The 20,119-nt window shown below is 66.8% G+C and carries 16 protein-coding genes; 8 read left to right on the top strand and 8 right to left on the bottom strand.

All coding sequences use genetic code 11. The annotated features are described in order from the left end of the window. The 4 genes from QZ609_RS13290 to rng all read left to right on the top strand — a co-directional run. A partial coding sequence (locus QZ609_RS13290; protein ID WP_295495387.1) for an RsfS/YbeB/iojap family protein occupies positions 1 to 423 on the top strand: 423 nt, incomplete at its 5' end. Between the two features lie 29 nt (positions 424 to 452). Continuing rightward, entirely contained in the window at positions 453 to 923 is a 471-nt protein-coding gene (gene rlmH / locus QZ609_RS13285) for a 23S rRNA (pseudouridine(1915)-N(3))-methyltransferase RlmH (RefSeq protein WP_295495384.1), read from the top strand. A 2-nt stretch (positions 924 to 925) separates the two neighbouring features. Beyond that, entirely contained in the window at positions 926 to 1,549 is a 624-nt protein-coding gene (locus QZ609_RS13280) for a nucleoside triphosphate pyrophosphatase (RefSeq protein WP_295495381.1), read from the top strand. 115 nt (positions 1,550 to 1,664) lie between these two features. Beyond that, positions 1,665 to 3,134, top strand: coding sequence for a ribonuclease G (rng, locus tag QZ609_RS13275; RefSeq protein ID WP_295495378.1), 1,470 nt, complete (start codon positions 1,665 to 1,667; stop codon positions 3,132 to 3,134). A 24-nt stretch (positions 3,135 to 3,158) separates the two neighbouring features. On the opposite strand, the gene QZ609_RS13270 is transcribed toward rng, so the two are convergent. The 4 genes from QZ609_RS13270 to mdlC all read right to left on the bottom strand — a co-directional run bounded on the left by QZ609_RS13270 (position 3,159) and on the right by mdlC (position 8,731). Continuing rightward, the gene (locus QZ609_RS13270) at positions 3,159 to 4,550 is read right to left on the bottom strand and encodes an MFS transporter (protein WP_295495375.1); all 1,392 of its coding nucleotides are present in this window, start codon (positions 4,548 to 4,550) and stop codon (positions 3,159 to 3,161) included. Between the two features lie 163 nt (positions 4,551 to 4,713). Continuing rightward, complete coding sequence (locus QZ609_RS13265; protein ID WP_295495390.1) at positions 4,714 to 5,649, bottom strand: 2-dehydropantoate 2-reductase; 936 nt, start codon at positions 5,647 to 5,649, stop codon at positions 4,714 to 4,716. An 8-nt stretch (positions 5,650 to 5,657) separates the two neighbouring features. Further along, the gene (locus QZ609_RS13260) at positions 5,658 to 7,142 is read right to left on the bottom strand and encodes an aldehyde dehydrogenase (protein ID WP_295495372.1); all 1,485 of its coding nucleotides are present in this window, start codon (positions 7,140 to 7,142) and stop codon (positions 5,658 to 5,660) included. Continuing rightward, positions 7,142 to 8,731, bottom strand: coding sequence for a benzoylformate decarboxylase (gene mdlC / locus QZ609_RS13255; protein ID WP_295495369.1), 1,590 nt, complete (start codon positions 8,729 to 8,731; stop codon positions 7,142 to 7,144). The genes QZ609_RS13260 and mdlC overlap by 1 nt, the downstream gene beginning before the upstream one ends. A gap of 90 nt (positions 8,732 to 8,821) precedes the next feature. On the opposite strand from mdlC, the gene QZ609_RS13250 reads away from it, so the two are divergent. After that, entirely contained in the window at positions 8,822 to 9,721 is a 900-nt protein-coding gene (locus tag QZ609_RS13250; protein ID WP_295495366.1) for a LysR family transcriptional regulator, read from the top strand. Between the two features lie 127 nt (positions 9,722 to 9,848). Here the strand turns inward: QZ609_RS13250 and QZ609_RS13245 are convergent, their stop codons facing one another. Genes QZ609_RS13245 through QZ609_RS13235 form a run of 3 tightly spaced genes read right to left on the bottom strand, consistent with a single transcriptional unit; the run spans position 9,849 to position 13,186 of the window. Next, on the bottom strand, positions 9,849 to 10,445 hold the full coding sequence (locus tag QZ609_RS13245) for a peroxidase-related enzyme (protein ID WP_295495363.1): 597 nt from the start codon (positions 10,443 to 10,445) through the stop codon (positions 9,849 to 9,851). A 50-nt stretch (positions 10,446 to 10,495) separates the two neighbouring features. Further along, the gene (msbA, locus tag QZ609_RS13240) at positions 10,496 to 12,274 is read right to left on the bottom strand and encodes a lipid A export permease/ATP-binding protein MsbA (RefSeq protein WP_295495361.1); all 1,779 of its coding nucleotides are present in this window, start codon (positions 12,272 to 12,274) and stop codon (positions 10,496 to 10,498) included. Positions 12,275 to 12,325: 51 nt separating this feature from the next. Next, entirely contained in the window at positions 12,326 to 13,186 is an 861-nt protein-coding gene (locus QZ609_RS13235; protein WP_295495358.1) for a glycosyltransferase family 2 protein, read from the bottom strand. Positions 13,187 to 13,429: 243 nt separating this feature from the next. Here QZ609_RS13235 and QZ609_RS13230 point away from each other — a divergent pair, with 243 nt between their 5' ends. Next, positions 13,430 to 14,764, top strand: a complete 1,335-nt coding sequence (locus QZ609_RS13230) for an O-antigen ligase family protein (protein WP_295495356.1) — start codon at positions 13,430 to 13,432, stop codon at positions 14,762 to 14,764. Beyond that, positions 14,715 to 15,497 (top strand): glycosyltransferase family 2 protein, encoded by a 783-nt coding sequence (locus tag QZ609_RS13225; protein WP_295495353.1) that lies wholly within the window; start codon positions 14,715 to 14,717, stop codon positions 15,495 to 15,497. Before QZ609_RS13230 ends, QZ609_RS13225 begins: the two co-directional genes overlap by 50 nt. Before the next feature lie 3 nt (positions 15,498 to 15,500). On the opposite strand, the gene dnaE is transcribed toward QZ609_RS13225, so the two are convergent. Continuing rightward, complete coding sequence (dnaE, locus tag QZ609_RS13220) at positions 15,501 to 19,037, bottom strand: DNA polymerase III subunit alpha (protein ID WP_295495350.1); 3,537 nt, start codon at positions 19,035 to 19,037, stop codon at positions 15,501 to 15,503. A gap of 149 nt (positions 19,038 to 19,186) precedes the next feature. Between dnaE and QZ609_RS13215 the strand changes: the two genes are divergently transcribed. Further along, positions 19,187 to 20,026, top strand: a complete 840-nt coding sequence (locus tag QZ609_RS13215; RefSeq protein ID WP_295495348.1) for a sulfurtransferase — start codon at positions 19,187 to 19,189, stop codon at positions 20,024 to 20,026. Positions 20,027 to 20,119 lie beyond the last annotated feature (93 nt).

Below are 20,119 nucleotides of genomic sequence, written 5' to 3'. Positions count from 1 at the left end.
GTGCTGGTCGACTGCGGCGACGCCGTGGTCCACATCATGCAGCCGCAGCTGCGCCAGTACTACAACCTGGAAGAGATCTGGGGCGACAAGCCGGTGCGCGTCCAGCTCGGCGGCACCAGCGGCGCGCGCGGCCTGCCCAAGGCCAGCGAAGGCTACGACGACGAGGAAGACGAGGCCGAAGAAGCCACGCCGGCCAAGCGCCGTACCACCAAGCCGAAGCTGGCCGGCGAACGCCCGACCAAGGCGACCGCTCCTACCAAGGTACCTGCCAAGACCGCAGCCAAGAAGACCACCAGCCGCCCGGCCACCAAGCGTGCTGCCGGCACGGGCAAGCCTGCAACCAAGACTGCAGCGAAGACCGCCACGAAAACTGCCGGCAAGCCCGCCACCAAGCGTGCCCCGGCCAAGCGCGCTTCTTCGTAGTCTTGTAATCCCGCGCGCGCAGTTTCGCCATGCAGTTGCTGATCGTCGCCGTCGGGCACAAGATGCCGTCCTGGATCGAGGACGGCTTCTCTGAGTATGCCAAGCGCATGCCGCCCGAGCTACGCATCGAACTGCGCGAGATCAAGCCCGAGCAGCGCTCGGGCAGCCGCACCGCCGCCACCGTCATGCAGCTTGAAGCCGCGCGCATTGAAGCCGCGCTGCCCAAGGGCTGCCGCATGATCGCGCTGGATGAGCGCGGCAAGGACCTCACCACGGTCGCGCTGGCCGAGTCCCTCACCGGATGGCAACAGGAAGGCGGCGACATCGCTTTCGTGATCGGCGGTGCGGACGGGCTCGACCCGGCGCTCAAGGCGCGTGCCCGCATGCTGATCCGCCTGTCCAGCCTGACCTTGCCGCACGGCATGGTGCGCGTGCTGCTGGCCGAGCAGCTCTACCGCGCGTGGAGCATCACGCAAAACCATCCGTACCACCGCGTGTGAACATGTCCACGGAACCGACCGGCGCGCCGCACCTCTACCTCGCCTCGCAAAGCCCGCGCCGGCAGGAGCTGCTGCGCCAGATCGGCGCGCGCTTCGAGCTGCTGCTGGCCGACGGCGATGAAGATGCCGAAGCGCTCGAAGCTGTGCTTCCCGGCGAGACGCCCGACGACTACGTCCAGCGCGTCTGCGCGCTCAAGGCGCAGGCCGCCGTGCGCCGGCGCATCGCGCGCCACCTCCCCACCATGCCGATCCTCACCTCCGACACCACCGTGTGCCTGGGCGGCGAGATCCTCGGCAAACCCACCGACGCCGCCGACGCCCACCGCATGCTGCGCGGCATGTCCGGCCGCGAGCACCGCGTGCTGACCGCTGTCACCGTCGTCACTGCCGACGGCACGCCGATGCACGCGCTGTCGATCTCCGACGTGCGCTTCGCCGTGCTGACGGATGCCGACATCGCCCGCTACATCGCCAGCGGTGAGCCGTTCGGCAAGGCCGGCGCGTACGGCATCCAGGGCCGCGCGGCCGGCTTCGTCGCCCATATCTCGGGAAGCTATTCGGGTATCATGGGCCTACCCTTGTTCGAGACCGCCGCACTGCTCGCACAGGCGAGCATCGCGCTCTGACCGGCTGCTGAAGCACGCGCCGGACAGCGTGCGAGGGCCGGTTTCAAGACACGCTTCGGGCGCGCAACACCTGCCCAGAGGCGGGTGCTGAAACCCGCTCTCTTGGTATCCCTCCATGTCCGAAGACATCCTCGTCAATATCACGCCGCAAGAAACGCGCGTGGCCATCGTCCAGCAGGCCGCCGTCCAGGAACTCCACATCGAGCGCACGCTCACGCGTGGTCTGGTCGGCAACATCTACCTCGGCAAGGTGGTGCGCGTGCTGCCCGGCATGCAGTCGGCCTTCATCGACATCGGCCTGGAGCGCGCGGCCTTCCTGCACGTAGCCGACATCTGGCACCCGCGCGACGCCAAGGACGCGCCGCCCACGCAGCAGGTCGCGATCGAGAAGACGCTGTTCGAAGGCCAGGCGCTGATGGTGCAGGTCATCAAGGACCCAATCGGCACCAAGGGCGCGCGTCTTTCCACGCAGATCAGCATCGCCGGCCGCACGCTGGTGTATCTGCCGCAAGACCCGCACATTGGCATCTCGCAGAAGATCGGCAACGAGGTCGATCGTGAAGCGCTGCGCGCGCGCGTGACCGGCATGGTCCCGGCCGACGAGCGCGGCGGCTTCATCGTGCGCACCATCGCCGAGGAATCCTCCGACGAGGAGCTTGCCAACGACGTCGCCTACCTTCGCAAGATCTGGGCGACCATCCGCCACAACGCCACCACCCTGCCCGCGCCGTCGATCCTGTACCAGGACCTGAATCTCGCCCAGCGCGTGCTGCGCGATTTCGTGACCGACGAGACCCGAAGCATCCAGGTCGATTCGCGCGAGAACTTCCAGAAGCTGGTCGAGTTTGCGCAGGAGTACACGCCGGCCGTGGTCGAGCGCCTGACGCACTACACCGGCGAGCGGCCGATCTTCGACCTGTACAACATCGAGGCGGAAGTCGAGCGTGCGCTGTCGCGACGCGTCGACCTGAAGTCCGGCGGCTACCTGATGATCGACCAGACCGAGGCGATGACGACCATCGACGTCAACACCGGCGGTTACGTGGGTGCGCGCAACTTCGACGACACGATCTTCAAGACCAACCTGGAAGCCGCGCACACCATTGCGCGGCAGCTGCGGCTGCGCAACCTGGGCGGCATCATCATCATCGACTTCATCGACATGGAGTCAGCCGAGCACCGCGACGCGGTGCTGGCCGAGCTGCGCAAAGCGCTGGCGCGCGACCGCACGCGCATCACGGTCAACAGCTTCTCGCAGCTCGGGCTGGTGGAGATGACGCGCAAACGGACGCGCGAATCGCTGGCGCACGTGCTGTGCGAACAGTGCCCGGTGTGCCAGGGCAAGGGGCAGGTGAAGACGCCGCGCACGGTGTGTTACGACATCCTGCGCGAGATCATGCGCGAGTCGCGTCAGTTCAATCCGCGCGAGTTCCGCATCCTGGCCTCGCAGTCGGTGATCGACCTGTTCCTAGAAGAAGAAAGCCAGCACCTGGCGATGCTGGGGGATTTCATTGGCAAGCCGATTTCGCTACAGGTGGAATCGTCGGCGGCCAGCCAGGAGCAGTACGACATCATCCTGATGTAGCACCGCGCCCGGCCAGCGCCTGGGTCACGGCTTGGCCGGGCTCGCCTGCGGGACTGGTGCGGCGGCGGCCATGCGGGTCGCCCGCTCGGTCAGGCGCGGGATCTGCTCACGCATCACCAGCAGCGCCGCCAGTACCACCAGCATGGCGACACCCAGCATCAGCAGATAGGCGCCCGCGCCGCCGGCCGTGATGATCATCGCGCCGGCAAACGCGCTCAGGATCGCACCCAGCCGCCCGAACGCCACCGCCGAGGCCGTACCCGTTGCGCGCACCGCTGTCGGGTACACATACGCGCACAGTGCATACATCGTCGACTGCACCGCGTTGACGAACAGGCCGTGCAGCCCCAGGCCGACGATCAGCAAGCTGGTATTGAGCTTGGCATCGACGCCCTGCAGGGCAAACGCGCTGGCAGCCGCACCCACGCAGCACAACGCCATCGGCCAGCGCGAGCCCCAGCGGGCAATCGCCACAGCACAGACGAGCGCACCGATCACGCCGCCGAGGTTATACGCCGTCAACCCGGTGCCCGCCACGCTCACGCTCAGGCCTTCCGAAGCCAGCATGGTCGGCAGCCAGCTGAACGCCGCGTACACCGCCAGCAGGCACATGAAGAACGCCGCCCACAGCGCCAGCGTGTCGCGTGCCTGCGCCGGCGCAAACAACGAGCGGAAGCCCGCGTGCTGGATCGCCTTCTGACCGGCCAGATCGGTGAACGTGGCGTCGGCTGGCACGGTGCGCTCCATACGCGAAAGCAGTCGGGCCAACTGCGGCCAATGCGACTGACGGCGCGCAAGGAAACGCGGCGATTCCGGCAGCGTGGCGATCAGCACCAGCCCCAGCACCAGCGGCAGCGTCCCGCCAATCCAGAACAGCCCCCGCCAGCCGTAGACCGGCAGCACGTGACCCGCAAACAACCCCGCCAGCATCCCACCCAGCGGCACGCACACGATCGTGGCGGTCACCGCCAGCGTTCGGCGGCGCGCGGGCGTGAACTCCGCCGTCATCGTCGTCGAACTCGGCAGCGCCCCGCCAATGCCCAGGCCAGCGATGAAGCGCAGCGCCGCAATCGTCGCCACATTCGGCGCGAAGCCGATCAGGCACGTCGCCGCACCAAACACGAACACGCTGCCGATCAGCGCCCAACGCCGCCCAAAGCGGTCCGCGAACAACCCGGCCAGTGCACTGCCGATGCCCATGCCGACCAGCCCAGCCGCCACGGCGGGGGCAAACGCGTTGCGCGTGATGCCCCATTCCTTGATCAGGACGGGGATCGCAAAGCCGATCAATTGGCCGTCAAAACCATCCATGACGATGGCGAACGCGGCAAGCAGCACGGCCGCCTTCTGAGCGAGGGAGAACGGCCCGTCGTCGAGGACGGTGCCGATATCGATGGGAGCGCGGTTCTGGCTCATGCCGGCCTCCGCAAGGGTGTTGAACGGCCGGACGGCAAACTGGGCGCATCTGGGGCGCCCCCCAATCTGAAACAGCACAGCATGTGGTTGTCTCCAATAAGCTGGCGTCTGTGCGCCATTTAGTTAACATGTTAACTGTATAAGCCGGATCCCTCCGGATCAACTAGGGTGTTTGCGGATGCGCTGCCTGTGCCTCCACCAGCCGGACAAGCTGCATCAATGTCTCGGTGTGCGGCACCGGCACCCCATGCCGGCGCGCCGCGGCCGCCACCGCGCCGTTGATCGATTCGATCTCGGTCGGGCGCCCAGCCAGCACGTCCTGCAGCATCGACGGCTTGTGCCCGCGATGGGCGACGATGGCGTGGCGCACGTTATCACTCACCTTGCTCGCATCAACGGTGATGCCGCTGGCGCGCGCGACAGCCAGCACTTCGTTCACGATGGCCAGCGCCAGCGTCGGTCCATCCTCAACGGCACCGAGCGCATCAACCGACCGGTTCAGCACCGTGCAGAGCGGATTGAGCGCCGCGTTGAAGGCCACCTTCTCCCATACCGCCCCCCAGACATTGGCATCGGCCTGGCAGTTCAAGCCGGCTGTGGACAATGCGTCGACCACGCGCGCCAGCATGGGCCGCTCGACGCCATCGGCCGTCATCATGCGGATCACGCCCGCGCCATGCGAGCGTACGTGCCCCGGGCCGGCAAGGTCCGCCGGCCACGTCGTCACGCCAACGAGGATGCGCTCCTGCGGTACGACCGAACCCAACGCCTCGACGTTGCCGAGGCCGTTCTGCAAGGTCAGCACGTAGGTGGACGCACCGATGCGCTGGCGCACGCTCGCCAGCGCGGCGCGCGTATGCATCGACTTGGTGAAGACGATCAGCAAATCCGGCACCGCCGTCGCTTGGCTTGGACGAACCGCTTGCAGGTTGCGGATGCGGCGATCGCCCGTGTCCGTCTCCAGCCGCAAGCCATGCGCGGCAATGGCGCCCAGGTGCGCGTCGTTGATGTCGAGCAGCGTGACCTGCTGCCCCGCCTCCGCCAGCAGCCCACCAAACAGCGAGCCCATCGCGCCCGCGCCGAGAATCGCAATCTTCATCGACATGATCAGAACGGATAGTGGCGCGGCGTGGTCTGCACGGTCATCCAGCGCAGCTCGGTGAACTCGGCCACACCGGCGCGGCCGCCGAAGCGCCCGAAGCCGCTGGCCTTGACGCCGCCAAAGGGCATCTGTGCCTCGTCGTGTACGGTCGGGCCGTTGATGTGGCAGATGCCCGATTCGATGCGGCGCGCGACGTTCATGGCGCGCGCCACGTCACGGCTGAAGACGGCGGACGCCAGTCCATACGCGTTGTCATTGGCGCAAGCCACGGCCGCGTCGTCGCCGCTCACGCGCACGATGCCCTTGACCGGGCCGAACGATTCTTCCGCATAGATCAGCATGTCGGGCGTGACGTGGTCGAGCAGCGTTGCCGGCATCAGCGTGCTGTCGGCCTTGCCGCCGCACAGCAGCCTGGCGCCCTTGGTGAGCGCGTCGTCGATCAGATGGTTGCAGCGCTCGACGGTGCGCATGTCGACCACCGAGCCCAGCACGGCCGGCCCCTTGCGCGGATCGCCCAGCGGCAGCGAAGCGGCCTTGGCGGCAAGCTTCGCGACGAAGGCATCGGCGATGGTCTCGTCGACGATGATGCGCTCGGTGGACATGCAAATCTGCCCCGAGTTGGCGAACGCGCCGAAGGCCGCGCCATCGACGGCGGCGTCGATGTCCGCATCCGCCAGCACCAGCAGCGGCGCCTTGCCGCCAAGTTCGAGCACAGCCGGCTTCAGATGCGTCGCACAGGTCTGCGCGATGATGCGGCCGACGTGCGTGGAGCCCGTGAAGTTCACGCGCCGCACCGCCGGATGCGCGATCATCGCCTCCACCACCGCGCCCGCATCGGCCGGCGCGTTGGTCACGAAGTTGACGACGCCCTTGGGCAAACCCGCCTCCTGCAGCGCCTCGATGATGAGCCCGTGCGTGGCCGGCGACACCTCCGAGCCCTTGAGCACGACCGTGTTGCCGCATGCCAGCGGCAGCGCGATCGCGCGCACGGCCAGGATGACCGGCGCATTCCACGGCGCAATGCCGAGCACTACGCCCGCCGGCTGACGCACGCCCATGGCAAGACTGCCAGGCACGTCGGACGGAATGATCTCGCCCGCGATCTGCGTGACCATGGCCGCCGCTTCTTGCAGGCCGCTGGCGGCCAGGTGCACATTGAAGCCGGCCCACAGGGCGGAGGCGCCCGTCTCGGCGGCCATGGCGGCGGCAAACGCTTCGCCCTTGGCTTCGAGCGCCTGCGCGGCGCGCATCAGCAGCGCGCGCCGCTCCGTCGGGCCTATGGCGGCCCAGGCGGGGAATGCAGCGGCGGCGGCATCAACGGCGCGACGGGCGTCGTCCACCGTGGCGGCCGGCGCGCGCGTGGCGACCGTGCCGTCGAGCGGGTTGCGGCGCTCGAAGACCGCGCCGCTGGCGGCTTGCACGCGCTCGCCGTTGATCAACATCGAGATGGTTTGCGTGCCGTCGATCGGGGCGACATTCGTGTTCGTCATCAGGCAATCTCCACTTCAATCAGGGTTGGGCCGGTGGATTGGAGCGCGGTGCGCAGCGTGGCCTCCAGCGCATGCGGGTCGCTCACGCGCTCGCCGGTGCAGCCCATGGCGCGGGCCAGGCCGACGAAGTCGATGCCGTGCAGGTCGGTGCCTTGCACCGGGTCATTGGGTGCGAAGCCGAACACCGGCGCGAAATCCTGCAGCGCAGCGTAGCGGCGGTTGTTGAGGATCACGAAGGTCATCGGCAACTTCAGCAGAGACGCGCTCCACAGCGCCTGGATCGAATACATGCTCGAACCATCACCAATCAGGCCGATCACGCGCGTGCCAGGCTTGGCCAGCGCCACACCCACGGCGGCCGGCATGCCGTAGCCCAATCCGCCGCTATCCATGGTGTAGAACGCCCCGGCGCGGCGCATCGGCAGATAGGACTGCATCACGGACCGCGCGCTCGGGGCCTCTTCCACAACAACGTCATTGGGGCCGCGAACGGCGTCGAGCGTCTGTAGAACGAAGGCGGTGGACATGGGCGAACCTGGCTCGGCTCGCGGCGATTTGACGCGGGACGCCGGCAGTGGCCGAGCCGGCGGCGCGGGGCGCGCGAGCAGGTCCTGCACACCCAGGCGGATGTTGCCAACGGCGGAGATGCCCTCAGGCGTCCACGCGGCGGTGGCGGGATCGTCGATCAGTTGCACGAGTTGGGCCCCTGCCGGCACGTGCGGCCCGTGCCCTTCCACGTGATACGTGAAGGCCGGCGCGCCGAGCGCGAACACCACGTCATGCCCCTGCAGTAGGCCGACGATCTTCTCGCGCATGGCGGGCAGGAAGCCGGCGAACAGGCGGTGGTCTTCTGGAAAGCCGCCGCGCCCAGCCATCGGCGCGGTGAACACGCGCGCGTTGTGTGCCTCGGCGAGCTGCACGACGGCATCCCACGCGCCCGCACGATCGACCGCCGCGCCCACCACGAAGGCCGGCCGCTGCGCTGCGTCGAGCAGGTCGCCAATGCGCGCGAGCATGACCGGATCGGGCCGCACCTCGTACGCCACGTCATGCACGGCGACTGGTTCGGTCGGCTGATCCCAATCGTCGACCGGGATCGACACCAGCACCGGGCCGCGCGGCTCCTGCATAGCGATGTGGTACGCGCGGGCCAGCGCCAGCGGCACGTCCTGCGCGCGCGCCGGCTCGATGCTCCATTTGACGTACGGCTTGGGCAGCTCGGTGGCCTGGTTCGAGGCCAGGAACGGATCGAACGGAAGGATCGAGCGCGCCTGCTGCCCAGCGGTGATCACCAGCGGCGTGCGGTTCTTGAACGCGGTGAAGATGTTGCCCATCGCGTTGCCGACGCCGGCCGCCGAATGCAAATTCACCAGCGCAGCATTGCCGGTCGCCTGCGCATAGCCGTCGGCCATGCCGACCACCACGGCCTCCTGCAGGCCAAGGATGTAGCGGAAGTCGTCGGGAAAGTCGCGGAACATCGGCAGTTCGGTCGAGCCCGGGTTGCCGAAGATGGAAGTCATGCCGAGGCGGCGCAGAAGATCGAGGGTGGCGTCGCGCACGGTGACAAGCGCGAGCGAGGTGCGGGTCATGCAGCGTCTCCTTATTCGAGTCGCCAAGTATGGGAGCCGCCCGCCTTGCCGCGATATTGAATTCTCAGCCAAAAGTCATTACCTTTTGGCATGCCTTTCGATCTGCGCCAGCTGCGCGCCTTCACCACCATCGTCTCGGCCGGCAGCCTCGGGCGTGCGGCGGAAGCCCTGCACGTCACCCAGCCGGCGCTCAGCCGCATCATCAAGCGGCTGGAGGACGAGGTGGGCGCGCCGCTGTTTGAGCGCCATTCCAAGGGAATGCAGCTCACGGCGATTGGCGAGGCGCTGTTGCCGCATGCGTCCTTGCTGCAGCACGAGGCCGATTACGCGCGTGAAGAGATCGACGCGATGCGCGGCTTGGCCAAGGGCACCATCCGCGTGGGCGCGGTCGGCAGCATTGCCAGCTATGTCCTCCCGCTGGCGGTCGGCACCGTGGTGGCGCGCTGGCCGAACCTGCGCGTGGAGATCCTGGAAGGCGTATGGGATCGGCTGGCCGAGGGGCTCGTCAAGCACGAGATCGACCTGGCGCTCTCCATGGCGATGCCGGATACGGACGATATCATCGCGATTGCCGATTGCCGGTGGGAAGACGCGACCTTCGTGGTGGCGTCGCCGGAGCATCCGCTGCGCCGCCGCCCTGCCCTGACGCTGGCGGACACGATGGACGCGCCGTGGGCCGTCCCGCCGCGCGGCACCGGCCCGTACGAACACATGCGGCAGGTATTCGAGGCCGCTGGCCTCGGCTTGCCCAATATCTTGGTGGAGACGCGCTCGGTCATCGCGCTCAAGAGCCTGGTGGAACGCTCCGGCTTCCTGAGCTGGATGGCCGAGCCGATGATCGATGCCGAGCGCCGCGCCGGCGTGATCACCCCGCTGCCGATCCCCGGCCTGGTGGCACGCCGCACGCTCACCGCGTTCCGGCGCCGCCACGGCATCCTGCCAAGCCCTGCCGTCAAGCTGCTCGAAGCGCTGCGCGAGCTGACGGCCTAGGCAATCCCCGTCTTAGAGACCGCTGCAGAATGAAGCGCAGCGGTTCTGCCGGTTCAGCGCCAACGCAGACAGTACGTGCAGTACGGCAAGGAGGCGCTGGACCGGCAGAATTATTTTTCAGCAGCCTCTATTTCTTCTCGCGCGGCAGGCGCCCCAGCAGGTAGAACTCGTCATTCGGCCGCATCGAGATCACATTCGCCATCCGGTTCGACAGGCCGAAGAAGGCGGTGATGCCGGCGATGTCCCAGATGTCCTCGTCGTCGAAACCGTGCACGCGCAGCGCGTCGTAGTCGGCTTCGTTGACGGTGTGCGCGGCGTTGCAGACCTGCATCGCAAAATCGAGCATGGCGCGCTGGCGCGGGGTGATGTCGGCCTTGCGGTAGTTGACCGCCACCTGATCGGCGACCAGCGGATTCTTCTCATAGATACGCAGAATGGCGCCGTGCGCGACCACGCAATACAGGCACTGGTTGGCGCCGGAGGTGGCCACCACGATCATCTCGCGCTCGCCCTTGGTCAGGCTGCTGCCTTCGCGCAGCATGAGCGCATCGTGGTAGGCAAAGAAGGCGCGGCACTCGTCCGGCCGGTGCGACAGCGCGAGGAAGACGTTCGGCACGAAGCCGGTCTTCTCCTGCACCTCGAGGATGCGCGCGCGGATGTCTTCTGGGATGTCGCCGATGTCCGGTACCGGAAACCGGCTGATGGGCGGCGTGGTGGTGGTCATGATGTCTCCTGTGTCGGGGACATCCGGCACGCCGCCCAGGGCGGAGAGGCTTACTGCGTGGCGAACTGGATGCGATGGAGTCCAGCATACAACCCATCGCGGTCGATCAGCTCGCGGTGCGTGCCGGCCTCGGCAATCTTGCCGTGCTCCAGCACGACGATGCGGTCGGCGTTCTCGATGGTCGACAGGCGGTGGGCGATCACCAGCGTGGTGCGGCCTTGCATCAGCGCTTCGAGCGCGGCCTGCACCTGGCGTTCGGATTCGGAATCCAGCGCGGAAGTCGCTTCGTCCAGGATCAGGATCGGCGCGTCCTTGTAGATGGCGCGGGCGATGGCCAGGCGCTGGCGCTGGCCGCCGGAGAGCTTGGAGCCGTTGTCGCCGATGTTGGTGTCGACCCCCTCGGGCAGGTTGTCGACCACGTCGGTCAGATAGGCGGCTTCCAGCGCGCGGCGCACGCGGGCCATGTCGATCTCCGACGCATCGCGCGCACCATACGCCACGTTGGCGGCGATCGTGTCGTTGAACAGCACCACGTCCTGGCTGACGAAGGCGATCTGGCGGCGCAGGTCGTGCAGCGACAGGTCAGCCAGCGCATCGCCGTCGAGCGAAATCGTGCCCGAGGTCGGATCGAAGAAGCGCGGCAGCAGGTTCACCAGCGTGGTCTTGCCGCTGCCCGACGGGCCCACCAGCGCGACGACCTCGCCGGGCTTGACGTGCAGATCGATGTTGTCGAGCGCTGCGCGACCATCCTTGCCGTAACGGAAGGTGACGTGGTCGAAGCGGATGTCACCGCGGGCGCGGTCGATGTGCTTGCCGCCTTCCTGCGGTTCGATCGGGGTATCGATCAGGCCGAAGATGAACTCGGCAGCGGTCAGGCCGCGCTGCAGCGGCTGGTTGACGTCGGTCAGGTGCTTGAGCGGCGAGATCAGCAAGAGCATCGCCATCACGAAGCCGGTGAAGCCGCCGACCGTGGTCTGGTTGGCCTGCGCCTGCATCATCGCGATCGCGAGGATGATGGACAGCGCCAGCGCCGCCAGGAACTGCGTCACCGGCTGGTTCAGGCCGCCGGCCACGGCCACGCGCATGGCATAGCCGCGCAGGCGGTTGGTCATGGCGTTGAAGCGCAGCGATTCATAGGCCTCGCCGCCGTGCAGCTTGACGACCTTGTAGCCGCCGACAGCCTCTTCCACCACGTAGGCGGCCTGGTTGGTCAGGTTCTGGCTCTCGCGGTTGAGCGAGCGCAGGCGGCGGTTGATGCGCGACATCAGCAGGCCGATGATCGGCAGAATCACCGCCACCACCAGCGTCAGGCGCCAGTTGGTATAGAAGAGGAAGACCAGCAGCGCCAGCACCGTCATCGAGTCGCGCACCATGGTGATGAACACGCCGGTCAACACCTGCAGCACCTGGTTGACCTCGAAAATGACCGCGTTGATGAGCGATGCGGCAGTGTTGCCCTGGTAGAACGACGCCGGTGCCTGCAGCAGACGCTCGAACATCTTCATGCGCAGGTTCAGCAGCACCTTGTTCGACACCAGGTTCAGCAGGTAGGTGGACGCGAACTGCGCCACCCCGCGCACCACGGCAATGCCGACCAGCATGGCCGGCACCTGCCACAGCTTGCCGGCGTATTCGCCGCCGAAGCCCTGGTCGAGCAGGTCCTTCACCACCTTGGGGATGATCCCCTCGGTGGCCGCCACCACGCCCATGGCAACCATGGCGAGGATGAAGGCGGTCAGTTCGGGGCGCAGATACGTCCACAGGCGCTTGAAGCTGCCCGGCTTGGCCGTCGCAGACGGTTGGGGAGTCGTGGGGGAAGTCACTGCCATGGAAATCGATGGGAAATCGGGCCGGCCGCGGGTGTCACGGCCAGCATTGCATTAGAGAACGTCCACACCGGGACGCAGCCGGCGCGACAGGTCGTTGCGCCGCAACTCCCAGCGCAAGGCAGCAGACAGATCGGGCTCGGGCAGCCGCCAGTTGGCGCCCGCCGGGGTGCCCCGCCGCAGGAAGTACCTGTCGAAGGTCGATTGCGACAGCCCCCACTTGTTGAGGAACTGGCGGCGGCCGTCATTCTTCTTGACCTTGCCGGTCGACTTGCACTGGAAGTGGTAGACCAGCGAGTCGCCCACGCCCAGGAAGACGCGGCACCCGGCGTGCCACAGCTTCATCGAGAAGTCGTTGTCGCTGCTCATGCCGGGCGTCAGCTCACTGCTGTAGCCGCCCAGCTTGAACCACCAGCGGCGGTGCACCACCGTGGGCGGCCAGGTGGCGCCATACCAGTCGCCACGCATCAGGCCCGGGGCGTCGGCCAGCAGGCGGGCCTCGTCGAAGGTGTCGGCCTCGCGGCCATAGTTGCCCACCACCACGCAGGGGTTGCCGGTTTCGACCGGTTCGACCATCGTGCCGGAGAGCATGAAGAGGTCGGTGTCGAGCTTTTCCAGCCGGCGCACCAGGGCGGTGTCCCAGCCGGGGCAGCAGACCATGTCGTCGTTGAGGAAGACGATGTAATCGTGCTTGGCCAGCATGGCGGATTCGTTCACCGCCAGGCAGATGCCGACGTTCTCGGGCGACGACGTGTAGTCGAGCCCTTGCTCGCGCACCCACGCCAGCGTGCCATCGGAGCCGTCGTTGACGTGCACGATGATCTGGTGGTCGTACGCGGAATGCGCTCGGATGCTGTGCACGCACAGCTTGAGGAGCGCAAGGTTGTTCCAGGTCGGCAATAGGATGGAAAACATAGCTGAACGGATAAGCCGCCGGAAAGTCGGGGCGCTTGAGCGCCTGCCGGTATACTCCGGCTTGGCCGCACATGCCGCGCTGCCGTCGTGCTTACAGGCACAGACGGCGGGCGCAATGGCGAGTGGCCATCAAAATAAACAGTCGCGTATTGTACAACCGGCCACGCTGGCCTCCGGGGGGAGCCGCGTGGCGCCGCATACGTCACCTCGCGCCACACCGCCTGGATTTAGCCCGCCGTCGCAATGACCGCATTCTTTCCGTCTCTCGCACCCAGCCGCTGGATGCTCGCCCGCCTGTGCGCTGTCTGCACGCTGTTCCTGATCCCGATCTCCACCGCCGCCGTCAATGTGCTGGCGCCACTCACGGTGGTCATCATGCTGACCTGCCGGCAGTTCTGGGAAGCCGCCAGCGCGCTGCGCCACAACAAGCCAGCCCTGGCGGCAATCGGGCTGTTCCTGTTGCTCGCGATCAGCCTGCTGTGGGACGTGTCACCCATGCACGATGCGACATCGATCCTGCTCAAGTACCGCAAGCTGCTGTACCTGCCTTTCCTGCTGGTCCTGTTCGATGACGCTGCGTGGCGCCGGCTGGCCATGCTGGCGCTGCTGGCCTCGCTGACGCTGGTGCTGGTGCTGTCGTGCACCAACTGGCTTGGGCTGACGCACGTGGGCCCTCTATATGCGCCAACCCCAGTTCAGGCGAGCTGGGTATTCAAGCATCACATCACGCAGGGGATCTTCACCGCGCTGCTGGTCTACCTCGCACTGACACTGGCGACGCTGCCGTGGAATCCGGCACTGGTCAGTACCGTGCGGCTGTCCACCGGCGCGCGCGTGCTGTGTGCAGCGATCGTGCTGCTCGCACTGGTCAACCTGTTCATCATGCAACAAGGGCGGACCGGACCGGTCCTGATCCTGCCGCTGCTGGTCTTGTGGAGCTGGCAAACCTTCCTGCGCGGCCGGCCGATGCATGCCGGCCGGGTTGCGGTGGCGGTGGGCATCGCCGTGGTGGTGGGCGGTGCGGCGCTGGCGTACGTCGCGCACCACAAGTCGTCGCGGATGGCGGAGATCGGTGCGGAAATCCACGACTACGAAAAGAGCGGCGAAGCCACCTCGATGGGTCTGCGCCTGGAGTTCTACAAGCGCTCGCTGCGGCTGATCGCGCAGCGGCCGGCATTCGGCTCGGGCGTGGGCAGTGTGGAATCGCAGTTCGAGCAGATGACCGCCGGCCACACCGGCGCGCAGGGCATGCTGACCGCCAACCCGCACAACGAATACCTGATGATGAGCATCCAGCTTGGCGTGGTCGGGCTGGCGGCGTTCCTTTGGCTGCTGTGGCAACTCTGGCGCGCCAGCCTGCGTGCGCCCGGCCTCGACGGCATCTTCAGCAGCGGCTATGTGATCGCCTTTGCGACCGCCTGCGCGGCCAACTCGCTGCTGCTCGACTTCCCCGAAGGCCATCTGCTGATCTTCCTGTGCGGCATCCTGCTCGCCGGCGTTGCACCGACTTCCAAGACTGCTCCCGACCATGCCCGGCAAGCTGACCGCCACCATCCTGACGCGCAACGAAGCGCATAACATCGGCGACTGCATCGCCTCGCTGGCGCAGTTGGCCGACGAGGTGATCGTGCTCGATTCCGGCAGCACCGACGCCACCCGCGAGATCGCTCGCGCGCACGGCGCCACGGTCATCGAGGGCGACGGCGCGTGGCCCGGCTTCGGCCCACAGAAAAACCGCGCACTCGATCACGCCACGGGCGAATGGGTGCTGTCCATCGACGCGGATGAGCGGGTCACGCCCGAGTTGCGCGCGGACATCGTCGCTGCCATGGGATCGGCTTCGCAAGCGGTCTATGCCATGCCGCGCCTGTCGCAGTTCTGCGGGCGCTTCATCCGCCATGCAGGCTGGTATCCGGACCCGGTGGTGCGGCTGTTCCGGCGCGGTGCGGCGCGGTTTTCCGATGACCTCGTCCACGAGAAACTGGTCTTCAGCGGCGCGGCGGGCATGCTCGGCCACCCGCTGCTGCACTACAGCTATCGGGACTACTCCGACGTGCTGCGCAAGATCGAAACCTATTCGAGCGCGGGCGCACGGCAGGCCTTCCAGGCCGGCAAGCGGGCCACGCCCGGCAGCGCGCTGATCCACGGCGTGTGGGCGTTCCTGCGCACCTATGTCGTGCGGCTGGGGCTGCTGGATGGGGTGCAGGGTTTCGGCGTGGCCTGCATGAACGCGCAGGCCAGCTACTACAAGTACATCAAGCTCTGGCATCTGGCGCGGACGGCACAAGCGTCCACGCCTGACCACGCCTGACGCTCAGTCGTACATCGTCAGCACGTTCTCGGCGTCGAGCGCTTGGCGCAGCGCGGCGATGACCTCCTCGCTCGGCACGATGCGCCAGGCGTCGCCCAGCACGGCCTCGCAGCGGGCCTGGTCGCACACGTAGCTGATGCGTACCGACACGCCGCCTTCCGCTGCCACGTGCGGCGACAGCAGCTCGCGCAGGCGCGCCGCCGTGGAACCGCCATTCATCGACAGGCGGATCGCGCGGGCGAACTTGGCGCGCGCCTGCGTCATGTCCATCACCGATTCGGCCGTCATGCGCACGCCGCCAGTGAACATGTCGTGACGGGCGTTGCCCTGCACGATCAGCACCTCGTCTTCCTTGAACAGCGCGCGGTTGGCGTCGAACAGCTCGTTGAAAACCGTCACTTCGACGGTGGCGCCGCTGCCGTCATCCAGCAGCACGATGATCATCTTGCCGCGCTGGGTCATCTGCGTGCGGATGCTGGCGATCACGCCGGCCACGGTCTTGCCGCGCACGTCGCGATTTCCGTAGCCGCCGCCCCCGCCTCCCCCACCATTGCCGCCATTGCCGCCGCTGACTTCCTTGGTCAGGTCGGCCAGCGTGGTGCGGGCGAAGCGGCGCACCTCGTCACGGCAGGCGTCGAACAGGTGGCCGGAGAAGTAGAAGCCCAGCGCCTGCTTTTCTTCCTGCAGCGTGCGCTTGGTGCTCCAGCGCGGTTCGTCGACGAGTTCGGGGCGGTGCGCTTCCGCCTCGGCGCCGCCCATCAGGTCGAACAGCGAGACCTGGTTGGCGGCGGCCGCCTTCTGCTCGGCGGCTTCCATGGCCAGGCCGATCGAGGCGAGCAGCTGCGCGCGGTTGTCATTGATGCTGTCGAAGGCGCCGGCACGCACCAGCGCTTCGATGGTGCGGCGATTGACCTGGCGGCGGTCCACGCGCTCGCAGAAGTCGAACAGGTCTTTGAACGGGCCATCTTCGCGCGCGCGCAGGATGTCTTCGATTGCGCCCTGCCCGCTGCCCTTCACGCCACCCAGGCCATAGCGGATGGTCTTGGCATCGGTCGGCGCGAAGCGGTACTGGCTGGCGTTGATGTCCGGCGGCAGCACCTTCAGGCCGTTGCGCGGGTCCAGGCAGTCGTCGTGGAGGATCTTCACCTTGTCGGTGTCGTCCATGGCGAGCGACATGTTGGCTGCCATGAATTCGGCCGGGTGATGCGCCTTCAGCCACGCGGTGTAGTACGCCAGCAGCGCATACGCCGCCGCGTGCGACTTGTTGAAGCCGTAGCCCGCGAACTTCTCCATCAGGTCGAAGATCTCGTCGGCCTTCTCGGTGGACAGGCCATCCTTGGCCGCGCCGCCGCGGAACAGCTCGCGGTGCTCGGCCATCTCTTCGGCCTTCTTCTTGCCCATCGCACGGCGCAGCAAGTCGGCGCCGCCGAGCGAGTAGCCGCCGACGATCTGCGCCATCTGCATCACCTGCTCTTGGTAGACCATGATGCCGTAGGTCTCCTTGAGCACCGGCTCGACGCGCGGGTCGGGGTACTCCACCTTCTCGCGGCCGTGCTTACGCGCGCAGAAGCTGGGGATCAGGTCCATCGGGCCCGGGCGGTAGAGTGCCACCAGGGCGATGATGTCTTCAAAGCGGTCGGGCTTGGCGTCCTTCAGCATGCCCTGCATGCCGCGGCTTTCCAGCTGGAACACGGCCACCGTGTTGGCGGCCTTGAGGATGTCGAACGCCGGTTTGTCGTTCAGCGGGATATGGCTGCAGTTCCAGTCCGCCTTGGACGGATCGAGCATGCGGATATAGCGCTCGGCCCAGTCGAGGATGGTGAGCGTGGTCAGGCCCAAGAAGTCGAACTTGACCAGGCCGACGGCTTCCACGTCGTCCTTGTCGTACTGGCTGACGACACCGGCGTCTTCGCCGCCCTGCGTGTAGAGCGGGCAGAAATCGGTCAGCTTGCCCGGGGCGATCAGCACCCCGCCCGCGTGCATGCCGACGTTACGCGTCATGCCCTCCACGCGCTGGGCGAGTTCCAGCAGCTGCTTGACCTCTTCCTCATTGGCCTCGCGCTCGGCCAGCAGCGGCTCTTCCTTCTTGGCCTCTTCCAGCGTGACGAGCTTGCCCGGCTTGAACGGGATCAGCTTGGCCACGCCATCGACGAAGTTGTACCCGAGGTCCAGCACGCGGCCCACGTCGCGCACCGCAGCCTTGGCGGCCATGGTGCCGAAGGTGGCGATCTGCGAGACGGCGTCCTTGCCGTACTTCTCCTTCACGTAGTGGATGACGCGGTCGCGGCCGTGCTGGCAGAAGTCGATGTCGAAGTCGGGCATCGACACGCGTTCCGGGTTCAGGAAACGCTCGAAGAGCAGGTTGTACTTGAGCGGGTCCAGATCGGTAATGCCCAGCGCATACGCCACCAGCGAGCCCGCGCCCGAGCCCCGGCCCGGCCCCACCGGCACGCCGTTGTTCTTGGCCCAGTTGATGAAGTCCGCCACGATCAGGAAGTAGCCCGGGAAGCCCATCTTGATGATGGTGCCGGTCTCGAACTCCAGCCGCGCGTAGTACTCGGGCCGCTTGGCCTCACGCACCGCCACGTCGGGGAACAGCACTTCCATGCGCTTTTCCAGCCCTTCTTTGGCGAGCTGGACGAGGTAGTCGTCCAGCGACATGCCGTCGGGCGTCGGGAACAGCGGCAGCTTGGGCTTGCCCAGCTCCAGCGTGAGGTTGCAGCGCTGCGCGATCTGCACCGCGTTGGCCAGCGCGGACGGGATGTCGGCAAACAGCGCGCACATCTCGTCCTGCGTCTTGAAGTATTGGTCAGTCGTGAAGCGCCTTGTGCGGCGTGGGTTGGCGAGCAATTCGCCTTCCGCAATGCACGTACGCGCTTCGTGCGCGGTAAAGTCATCCGGCGTCATGAACTGCACCGGATGCGTGGCGACCACCGGCAGGTGCATCGCCGCGGCCAGCTTCACGGCCTGCTGGATATAGGCCTCGGTGCCGGCGTGGCCAGCGCGCTGCAGCTCGATGTAGAACGCGCCCGGGAACACGCGCGACCAGTTCGTCGCCAACTTGTGCGCCAGGGCCTCGTTGCCATTGGCGAGCGCCATGCCGACGTCGCCGCCCATGGCGCCAGACAGCGCCAGCAGGCCCGTGGCCAGCGGCGCGTCATCCACGCCGGGCTCGTCGAACCACTCGGGGGCAATCTCCGCGCGGCCGCGGTGCTGGTTGGCCAGCCACGCGCGCGCCAGCAGTTGGCACAGGTTCAGGTAGCCCTGCTTGTTGCGCACCAGCAGCAGCAGGCGGCTGGGCTTGTCGCGCTCGTCGTGATTGGTGATCCACACGTCGGCGCCGACGATGGGCTTGACGCCCTTGCCGCGCGCGTCCTTGTAGAAGCGCACCAGGCCGAAGGCGTTGGCGAGGTCGGTCAGCGCCAGGGCGCCCATGCCGTCCTTGGCGGCGGCCTTGACGGCATCGTCCAGGCGGACGTTGCCATCGACGACGGAGTATTCGGAATGGAGACGGAGGTGAACGAAGCGCGGCGAATTCATCCGCGTATTGTACCGGGGACACCTTCCGCCACACATGCCCACCGCGTCCAATTGACGGTACGCAACCCCGTACGGCTGCTTGGGCCGCTATAATTTCGGCTTACGAATCAACGGGTTATCCAAGCGCCCCAAAAGCGGCGCGGCAGCACATGCAGATCGTCAATATTTCCGCTTACAAATTCGTCACCCTGGACGACCGCGAAACCCTGCGCCCGGCGCTGCTGGCCGAGTGCCAGGCGCGCGACCTGAAGGGCACCGTGTTGCTGGCGCCCGAGGGCATCAACATCTTCCTGGCCGGCTCGCGCGAGGCCATCGACGGCGTCGTCGGCTGGCTGCGCGCCGACCCGCGCTTTGCCGATCTGGCGCCCAAGGAGAGCCTGTCGGACCACCAGCCCTTCCGTCGGCTGCTGGTGCGGCTGAAGAAAGAGATCATCACCATGCGGCATCCGCTGATCCGCCCGGAAGACGGGCGCGCGCCGTTTGTCACGCCGCCGGAGCTGAAGCGCTGGCTCGACCAAGGGCATGACGATGAGGGGCGGCCGGTGGTGATGCTCGATACGCGCAATGGCTTTGAGGTGGCGGTTGGGACGTTCCGCAATGCGGTCGACTACGGCATCGCCAAGTTCACGGAATTCCCGCCCGCCCTTGCTGCACGTAAGGATGAGTTTGTCGGCAAGACGGTGGTGTCGTTCTGCACCGGCGGCATTCGCTGCGAGAAGGCGGCGATCCACATGCAGGAGATTGGCGTTGAGCACGTCTACCAGCTCGAAGGCGGCATCCTGAAGTATTTCGAGGAAGTGGGCGGGGATCACTACGATGGTGACTGCTTTGTCTTCGACCATCGCACGGCGCTCAATGCCGAACTGCTGCCGGCTGGGCCTAAGCAGTGCTTTGCTTGCCGGGCTGTGGTGACGCCGGAAGAACAGCAATCGGCTGACTACATTCCTGGGCAGCGGTGTCCGCATTGTGCGGATCGGGTTGCTGCTTGAGTTGTTTGTGTTTGTCTTTTGGGGGTTGGGCTTGGTGGGGTCCATCCCCTGTTTCATCCCCTGCCGGGGCTGACTCACTTTCTTTGTCTTGCC

Source organism: uncultured Ralstonia sp. (genome assembly GCA_913056305.1).
Classification (GTDB): Bacteria; Pseudomonadota; Gammaproteobacteria; order Burkholderiales; family Burkholderiaceae; genus Ralstonia.
The sequence above is the reverse complement of the archived record's forward strand: the minus strand, read 5'-3'. Positions and strand labels throughout refer to the sequence as shown.

Coding starts and splice junctions, on each gene's coding strand:
- rlmH (WP_295495384.1), top strand. CDS start 453: ATGCAGTTGCTGATCGTCGCCGTCGGGCACAAGATGCCGTCCTGGATC.
- QZ609_RS13280 (WP_295495381.1), top strand. CDS start 926: ATGTCCACGGAACCGACCGGCGCGCCGCACCTCTACCTCGCCTCGCAA.
- rng (WP_295495378.1), top strand. CDS start 1,665: ATGTCCGAAGACATCCTCGTCAATATCACGCCGCAAGAAACGCGCGTG.
- QZ609_RS13270 (WP_295495375.1), bottom strand. CDS start 4,550: ATGAGCCAGAACCGCGCTCCCATCGATATCGGCACCGTCCTCGACGAC.
- QZ609_RS13265 (WP_295495390.1), bottom strand. CDS start 5,649: ATGAAGATTGCGATTCTCGGCGCGGGCGCGATGGGCTCGCTGTTTGGT.
- QZ609_RS13260 (WP_295495372.1), bottom strand. CDS start 7,142: ATGACGAACACGAATGTCGCCCCGATCGACGGCACGCAAACCATCTCG.
- mdlC (WP_295495369.1), bottom strand. CDS start 8,731: ATGACCCGCACCTCGCTCGCGCTTGTCACCGTGCGCGACGCCACCCTC.
- QZ609_RS13250 (WP_295495366.1), top strand. CDS start 8,822: ATGCCTTTCGATCTGCGCCAGCTGCGCGCCTTCACCACCATCGTCTCG.
- QZ609_RS13245 (WP_295495363.1), bottom strand. CDS start 10,445: ATGACCACCACCACGCCGCCCATCAGCCGGTTTCCGGTACCGGACATC.
- msbA (WP_295495361.1), bottom strand. CDS start 12,274: ATGGCAGTGACTTCCCCCACGACTCCCCAACCGTCTGCGACGGCCAAG.
- QZ609_RS13235 (WP_295495358.1), bottom strand. CDS start 13,186: ATGTTTTCCATCCTATTGCCGACCTGGAACAACCTTGCGCTCCTCAAG.
- QZ609_RS13230 (WP_295495356.1), top strand. CDS start 13,430: ATGACCGCATTCTTTCCGTCTCTCGCACCCAGCCGCTGGATGCTCGCC.
- QZ609_RS13225 (WP_295495353.1), top strand. CDS start 14,715: ATGCCCGGCAAGCTGACCGCCACCATCCTGACGCGCAACGAAGCGCAT.
- dnaE (WP_295495350.1), bottom strand. CDS start 19,037: ATGAATTCGCCGCGCTTCGTTCACCTCCGTCTCCATTCCGAATACTCC.
- QZ609_RS13215 (WP_295495348.1), top strand. CDS start 19,187: ATGCAGATCGTCAATATTTCCGCTTACAAATTCGTCACCCTGGACGAC.